This window comes from Citrobacter sp. Igbk 17, assembly GCF_028069775.1.
GTDB lineage: Bacteria > Pseudomonadota > Gammaproteobacteria > Enterobacterales > Enterobacteriaceae > Citrobacter.
In genome coordinates, this window is record NZ_JANEWI010000046.1 from 25601 (window position 1) to 32700 (window position 7100).

Consider the following 7100-nt stretch of genomic DNA (forward strand, 5'->3'; position numbering starts at 1 on the left):
GCCCCGCCTGACCATCTGTATTTTTATTTGAACATGTTTGAACAGCAAAAAGGATATAGCTGAAAGTCATAGCGCTGAGGTGAACGGAACCCTGAGCCGGAATCACATGTTCTCCATCACGCCTGCCCACGGCTCAGCGTTAATCCCACATCACCGCCTGGATGCACAGATAACAGCGTCTCTTTTGAGTAGCCGCTTTCGCTCATCAGGCAGGCGCAGGCGGCGTCAAAGATTGCCAGTACCAGCATTATTGACGTGGTCGCCAGCATGTTTAGCGGATCGGCTTCGCGCTGTACGCCGGTGGAAATCACCAGTCTCGATGCTTTAGCAATGGCTGAAGCGGCGTTTTCAGTGATGCTCAGGATGGGCACATTTCTCGCTGCCAGACCGGGTAGCAGCCGGGTGAGCTCATCCGAATTGCCCCCGCGTGACAGCATGATGACCAGATCATCGGCGCGTAAAAACCCCAGATCGCCATGTGCGGCGTCGGTGGCATTGAGGTAAATCGCTGGACGTTCCACGCAGGCAAGCATATGCGCCACTTTACGCGCTGCAATGCCGGAGGTGCCCACGCCAGTGACGACGATTTTCCCCCGGCAACCGCGTAGCTCCGCCATCAACGACTGCCAGACAGGTTCAGTCAGATGCTGCCCCAGACTCGCCAGGGCATCGCTATAGAGCTGAAATACGCTGGTGGCCTGAGACCAGGCGTTACTCATGCGTCCTCCTGCATCAGCTCGCGGTATTTCATGTGGTCCTGATACATCTCGTGGAATACCCGGTATTTGCGATCGTAGTACTGCTTAATACGGTTAGTTTGTGGGGTGACCGTCTTACCAATACGACTCATCGCCGACATCGCTTCCGGGAGGGTGTCAAAAACACCTGCCGCGATGGTGCCCATCATCGCGCCACCCAGCAGCATGGCTTCGCTCTCTTCTGGCAGTAACATTGCGCAACCCGTGGCGTTAGCATGTTCCTGAACGAAGATCGGGTTCTTTGTACCGCCGCCGCTGGCCATAATGGTATCGATGGTGTAACCACTTTGATTCATCGTCTCGATAATATGACGTGTCCCCAGGGCAATGGCCTGGATAGTCGCCAGATACTGCAACGCCATGTCTTCTGGCGTGCGGGATAGCTTCAGCCCGGTGATTGCCCCTGTGAGCGTTGGGTTAGCGCGCGGAGAGCGGTTGCCGTGGAAATAGGGCAGGATATGCATGTCGCGGGTCAGGAACGCGATATCTTCCGGCTCACCGGCCATTTTACGCAGCAGCGCATTCAGCACTTCGTAAATGGTTTGTCCCTGGGACTTCGCCTGCGCCAGTAGTGTTTCATAGCACGGATGCGACTGAATAACGTGGTCGATTAATGCCCCGGTCGCTGACTGTCCGCCTTCGTTGAGCCAATACCCCGGCAGAACGGCAGAGTAGTATGGACCCCAGATGCCGCTGATAAAACGCGGCTCTTTGGAAATGGCCATATGGCCCGTGGAGGTACCGCCAATCAGTGCGACACGACGGTCGAAATTCGCCACTTCGCCGGAAACGCCGCAGGCGCCGAGTGTGCCGAGGGTGCCAGCGTGCGCATCGATGATCGATACGCTGACCGCGGTCCCCGGAATCAGCCCCATTTCGCTGGCGGCGCGTGCTGACAGCCCATGACCGAGCGGTTCACCCATGGTTTTCACGTAGCGGCCAATTTTGGCCGCATCGTGCTCCAGTAAATCTTCCAGTCCGATCTGGCGGAAGTAGCTGGCATCCCATTTGTCTTCATGGCCCATATAGGTCCATTTGCAGACCGTTGAACACAGCGAACGCGTGTCGTCTCCGGTCGCACGCCAGGTGAGGAAGTCTGGCAAATCAAAGTAGTAACCTGCATTGGCCCAGGTATTGGGCATATGCTGTTTCAGCCACAGCAGTTTTGGCGTCTGCATTTCCGGAGAAATAATGCCGCCGACGTAGTCCAGTACCCGATGATGCAGGGCGTTGATGCGGTCGGCCTGGGTAATAGCGCGGTGGTCCATCCACACAATAATATTCTGTTCGCTACGTCCGGAGGGACTGATGGTCAGGGGGTTACCCTCTTTATCCAGCACCACCAGAGAACAGGTTGCATCAAAGCCTAACCCTTTCACCTGAATTGGGTTGATATCTGATTGGTTGATGGCATCGCGAACCGCGTTACACACTGCCTGCCAGATATTATCGGAGGACTGCTCAACAAAATCGGCCTGCGGGCGGTAAATCTCGATGGCCCGACTGGCCTGACCGACCATCCTGCCGTTAAGATCAAATACGCCTGCTCTGGCGCTTCCGGTTCCGACATCCACACCAATAAAGTAACTTGCCATAATTTTTTCTCCTGAAATCAGGCTTTACGATTCTGTAATGCGATAAAGAGGATCAGCACCGCGCCCCACAGCGCCATCGTCAGATAGCTACTGACCCCCAGCAAGTTAAGACCGCTTTCCAGCATTTGCAGCACGATAAGTGCCAGCACCAGGCCGATAATGCGCCCGAAGCCGCCATCCGGGTTGATGCCGCCGAGTACGGAGGCAAGGATGGTGACCAGCAGGTAGGATTCGCCGTATCCGGCTTTCGCCGAGTTGAATTTCGCCATCATCAGAATGGCGGCGACCCAGCCGAGCAGTGCCGAAATGACGTACACGGAAATTTGTACTCGTAGGGTATTCACGCCGCTGTAGCGGGTTGCCTGTTCATTGGAGCCGACGAGATACAGGCTGCGCCCCAATGTGGTGTGTTCGAGCAGTACCCACAGCAGGATCGCCACGAGGAAAAAGAGCAGCAGCGCCACCGGAACCCCGGCAATCGTTGCGTTGCCAAGATATTGAATCGCCGTCGGGAAGCCGGAGATGACCGTCCCGTTAGACAGCAGAATATTCAGCCCGGAGATAAGCGTCATGGTGCCGAGCGTGGCGAGAATGGGGGATACACCGACCCAGGCGATCAGCGCACCGTTCAGGGTACCAATGGCAACCGCGACGGCAGCGCCTGCCAGCAGTGCCAGCACCAGAAACAGCGGGTTATCCGGATGGGTGACGATAATCGCCGCCATCACCAGCGAGCAGGCGTTCGCCCCGGCAATAATCGACAGGTTAATGCCGCCGGTCAGCATGGTCATGCCCATCCCCAGGGCCAGCATGCCGAGGATCGGTAACTGCGAACCGATGGACTGGAAGTTAGCGACGCTGAAAAAACGGCTGCCGAGCAGGGCCGAGAAGACCAGTGCGACGACCACAATAATGACGCATTGCAGGCGAATGATGGCATCACCGGGTAAAAATCTGGCGATTGTTTTCATCTCAAAGCTCCCTTGCCAGTTTGCGTTTTTCGTTCCAGGCCGTGGCGCTGATGCTGACCAGGATAATGGCGCCGCTGAACACGGTATGCCAGTAAGAGGAGACGCTGAGCAGCGTCAGGCCGTTTTGTAAGAAGGCCAGCAGGACCACGCCGAGCAGGGTTCCGGTTAACGTACCGCGTCCGCCGCTCATACTGGTTCCGCCGAGCACCACCGCCGCCAGCACCGTCAACTCAAAACCAAGCAGTGAATTGGGGGCCACAGACTGAGTGATTTGTGCCTGCACCACGGCGGCAACGCCCGCCAGAATGCCCATGTAGCCATAGACGTAGAAATGCAGTTTCAGCAGGTTCAGTCCCAGACGCGAGGCCGCATCACGGTTGCCGCCCATGGCGTAAACCTGACGGCCAAGACGGGTATAGTTCATCAGTACGGCGGTAAAGATGATCACCGCAGCCAGACACAGCAAGGGCAGGGTCAAACCGTAGTCGTAACCGTCCGCTGCGGTGAACGAGAACCAGTTAATGCCGTTCATAAACCAGTCGGGGAAGCCATACAGCCAGGTGCCTTTAGTGGTGTAAACCAGCAGGCCGTAATAAACGTTCAATGTGGCGATAGTAATGATGATCGCCGGAACGCGCAGCCAGTAGACCAGGAAACCGTTGATGAGTCCGAGCAGCAGACCCACTGCAACCGCAATCGCCAGCGCCAGTGCGAAGTTGCCGCCGTGGCCGATCACCCAACTGGCCATCGCGTATTGGGCAATGGCGGTCATCGCCGGGAAGGAGATGTCGATTCCGCCGGAAATCAGTACCACAAACAGACCGCAGGCAAGGATGCCAAGAATCGCGTAGCTGGTGGCCACATCCGTCAGGTTCCCCAGCGACAAAAACTCATCGGTGCTGATGCTCAGCCCGACGGCAAGCGCCACGACCAGAAGCCCCAGCCAGAACTCATGTTGCCCGATTAAACGGGAGAAACGCAGACTATTCATTGATGACCTCGACCACTTCAGCAATCTCCTCTTCACGACAGTGATGGGGGTTAAATTCCGCTACCAGCTTGCCGCGGCGCATCACCAACACGCGATGGCTGTTGTAATACGCTTCCGGAATTTCATCGCAAATCATCAGTACCGCCATCCCCTGTTCCGCCAGGTCGCGGGCTATCTGATAAATGCCTTCTTTGTTGGCAATGTCCACGCCAACGGTAGGCGAGTCGAGGATCAGGATGCGCGGATTGGTCGCCACCCATTTAGCAATGGCGATACGTTGGGCATTCCCACCAGAAAGTGTTTTAACCGGCAGATGTGGATCGGAGACCTTAATGTTCAGCTCGCGGATCAGGTCAGCGACCAGCTTTTGCGCTTTGCGATGATCGAGCAAGCCGCTGCGGGTGTGCAGTTGGTCAAATACCGTGACGATGGTGTTGTCATAGATCGACTGCTCCATGATAAGCCCCTGCGTCAGGCGATCTTCAGAGACGTAGCCGATTCCGTGCTTAATCGCATCATGGTTATTGTTAAGCCGGACTGGTTGGCCGTTAATGCGGATTTCACCGCTTTCAGGATGCGTCATGCCGAACAGGCTCAGACAGAGTTCGGTACGTCCGGCACCCAGCAGACCCACAATGGAAACTATCTCGCCGCCGTGCAGCGACAGATTAATGTTCTGGTATTTGCCCCGACGGCTGAGATTGCGCAGCTCCAGCAGCGGTTCCTGCTCAATGGCTGGCCTTTGTGGCAGTGGGCTGTAGTGGAAGCGTTGTCCGGTCATCAGGAAGGCCAACTCGTGGCTGTCGAGTTCGCTGGCCGGGAATGTCCCCACCAGTTTACCGTCGCGCATCACGCTAATTCGGTCTGCCACTTCCATCACCTCATCCAGACGATGGCTGACAAACACCACGCAAATTCCGGCAGCTTTCAGTTCGTTTACTACCCGCAGCAGGCCATTAACCTCCTGGCGGGTTAGCGAGGCGGTGGGCTCGTCCATAATGACCAGTCGGGCATCGGCGGCGATTGCCCGGCAAATAGCGACCAGTTGTCGGTCGGCAATCGAGAGTTTTTCAACTTTTTTGTCGGGATCGATGTTCACACCGATGCGCTTCATGGCTGCCAGCGCCTGCTGCTTCATGGCACCACGCCGTACCCAGATATCGCCGCCGGGCAGATAGCGGTTGACCGCGATGTTTTCCGCGACGCTAAAATTGGGAAACAACGACAAATCCTGATAAATAACCTGAATACCATAGTGGGAAGAGAGTTGCGGCGTCAGGTGATGGAACAATTTACCATCGAGTAAAATTTGTGCGCCTTTTTCAGGGCTATAGACCCCGGAGATCACTTTAATAATGGTGCTTTTACCACAGCCATTTTGACCCGCCAGACAGTGAACTTCGCCTTTTTTCAGCGTTAAATTCACCTTATCCAGCGCCAGCACGCCCGGGAATTGTTTGCTGATATTCTCAAGAGTGATAAATGCGGTGGTGTCTGTCATGGACAATACCCCTGCAAGCGTCCGGGGGGACGCTGAGTGTTAGTTTGGTAGATAGCGCCGACCAGACGGTCGGCGTTAAGGTTCCCTGGTGTTGGCTAAAGCCTTAGAAACCGAGTGATTGTGCGTTGTCTTTGGTGACTTCGAGGATCTTGTTAAAGCGGATCACTTTCTTCTCCGTGTCGATATCGGCTTTCCCTAAACCATCGATACTCAAATCGGCGTTGACTTCTTTGCCCTGCAGCAGCTGATCGGCAACCGTTACCAGCGCGTAGCCCGCGTCTTTCGGATCCCACAGCAGCGCTTTTTTGATGTCGCCACGCATCAGGTAAGGCGCTGCTTGTGCCGGCATTGCGATACCGACGACGGCGATTTTATCCTTGGCGCGTTTTTTCTGCACGGCCTGGCCTGCACCGATAGGACCCAGTGAGCCGAAACCGATAATGCCTTTCATCTGCGGGTAAGTTTTCATCAGATCCAGCGTGGTGGCATAGGACTTATCGATGCTTTCCGCGACGGGTAAACGGGAGGTGACTTCGAACATCTCCGGATATTTTTCTTTCTGGTACTTAATTGCATAATCAGCCCATGCGTTATGCAACGGCACGGTCAGCGAACCTACATAGATAGCATATCCCCCTTTGCCGCCCATATTTTTCGCCAGTTCATCGACGTTGGCCTGCGCGTATTTTTCACTATCAATCGTTTCGATATCCCACTGGCCGATGTGCTCGTCCGGAGATTCGTGCGTCAGGACCACGATGCCTTTATCGCGTGCTTTTTTCAGTACAGGTTCGAGGACTTTGGCATCGTTAGGAACCACGATAATCGCATTCACGTTTTTAGCGATCAGATCCTCAATGACTTTTACCTGCTGTGCCGGATCCGGTGTTGACGGGCCGGTCTGGTAAGCATTTACATCGAGTTTTTTTGCTGCTTCATTCACGCCGGTTTCCATTCGGTTAAACCACGGAATACCGGTAACTTTGGCAACCACAGCAATTTCATATTTTTCCGCCGCAAACGACGTGCCGGACAACATGCATGCAGAAACCAGGGTTGCACTGAGTAATGCGAGTTTGAATTTCATAGTTGTACCTTTAGTAGGGGGCAGGGCATGTTACGGCGTGAAGTTAACAACGAATGGAAGAGGGAATGAATCATAAGTTTGATGAATGTGATCTGCGCCCATTTTTGTTAATTATTGGAGAATTTTAAGTTAATTTTTGGTTAAATTTGATGAGATTTGGATTTTATCTGACGCTATATTTGTTAATAATTCATTAA

At 54.5% G+C, this 7100-nt stretch carries 6 protein-coding genes; all 6 read right to left on the reverse strand.

Going from position 1 to position 7100, the window contains the following annotated elements:
- Positions 1-116: 116 nt before the first annotated feature.
- The 6 genes from NNO08_RS20500 to NNO08_RS20525 all read right to left on the reverse strand — a co-directional run bounded on the left by NNO08_RS20500 (position 117) and on the right by NNO08_RS20525 (position 6903).
- Complete coding sequence (locus NNO08_RS20500; protein WP_271457466.1) at positions 117-719, reverse strand: KpsF/GutQ family sugar-phosphate isomerase; 603 nt, start codon at positions 717-719, stop codon at positions 117-119.
- On the reverse strand, positions 716-2353 hold the full coding sequence (locus tag NNO08_RS20505) for an FGGY-family carbohydrate kinase (RefSeq protein ID WP_271457467.1): 1638 nt from the start codon (positions 2351-2353) through the stop codon (positions 716-718). The genes NNO08_RS20500 and NNO08_RS20505 overlap by 4 nt, the downstream gene beginning before the upstream one ends.
- Before the next feature lie 17 nt (positions 2354-2370).
- Entirely contained in the window at positions 2371-3324 is a 954-nt protein-coding gene (locus NNO08_RS20510; RefSeq protein WP_271440682.1) for an ABC transporter permease, read from the reverse strand.
- A gap of 1 nt (position 3325) precedes the next feature.
- Complete coding sequence (locus NNO08_RS20515; RefSeq protein WP_271448621.1) at positions 3326-4315, reverse strand: ABC transporter permease; 990 nt, start codon at positions 4313-4315, stop codon at positions 3326-3328.
- A complete protein-coding gene (locus NNO08_RS20520) occupies positions 4308-5816 on the reverse strand; it encodes a sugar ABC transporter ATP-binding protein (RefSeq protein ID WP_271440684.1) in 1509 nt (502 codons plus the stop codon). Before NNO08_RS20520 ends, NNO08_RS20515 begins: the two co-directional genes overlap by 8 nt.
- 103 nt (positions 5817-5919) lie before the next feature.
- Positions 5920-6903, reverse strand: a complete 984-nt coding sequence (locus tag NNO08_RS20525; protein WP_006683457.1) for an autoinducer 2 ABC transporter substrate-binding protein — start codon at positions 6901-6903, stop codon at positions 5920-5922.
- Positions 6904-7100 lie beyond the last annotated feature (197 nt).

Excerpts from the sequence above, each read along its gene's own strand:
- NNO08_RS20505 (WP_271457467.1), bottom strand. The coding sequence starts at position 2,353 with ATGGCAAGTTACTTTATTGGTGTGGATGTCGGAACCGGAAGCGCCAGA.
- NNO08_RS20520 (WP_271440684.1), bottom strand. The coding sequence starts at position 5,816 with ATGACAGACACCACCGCATTTATCACTCTTGAGAATATCAGCAAACAA.
- NNO08_RS20510 (WP_271440682.1), bottom strand. The coding sequence starts at position 3,324 with ATGAAAACAATCGCCAGATTTTTACCCGGTGATGCCATCATTCGCCTG.
- NNO08_RS20515 (WP_271448621.1), bottom strand. The coding sequence starts at position 4,315 with ATGAATAGTCTGCGTTTCTCCCGTTTAATCGGGCAACATGAGTTCTGG.
- NNO08_RS20525 (WP_006683457.1), bottom strand. The coding sequence starts at position 6,903 with ATGAAATTCAAACTCGCATTACTCAGTGCAACCCTGGTTTCTGCATGC.
- NNO08_RS20500 (WP_271457466.1), bottom strand. The coding sequence starts at position 719 with ATGAGTAACGCCTGGTCTCAGGCCACCAGCGTATTTCAGCTCTATAGC.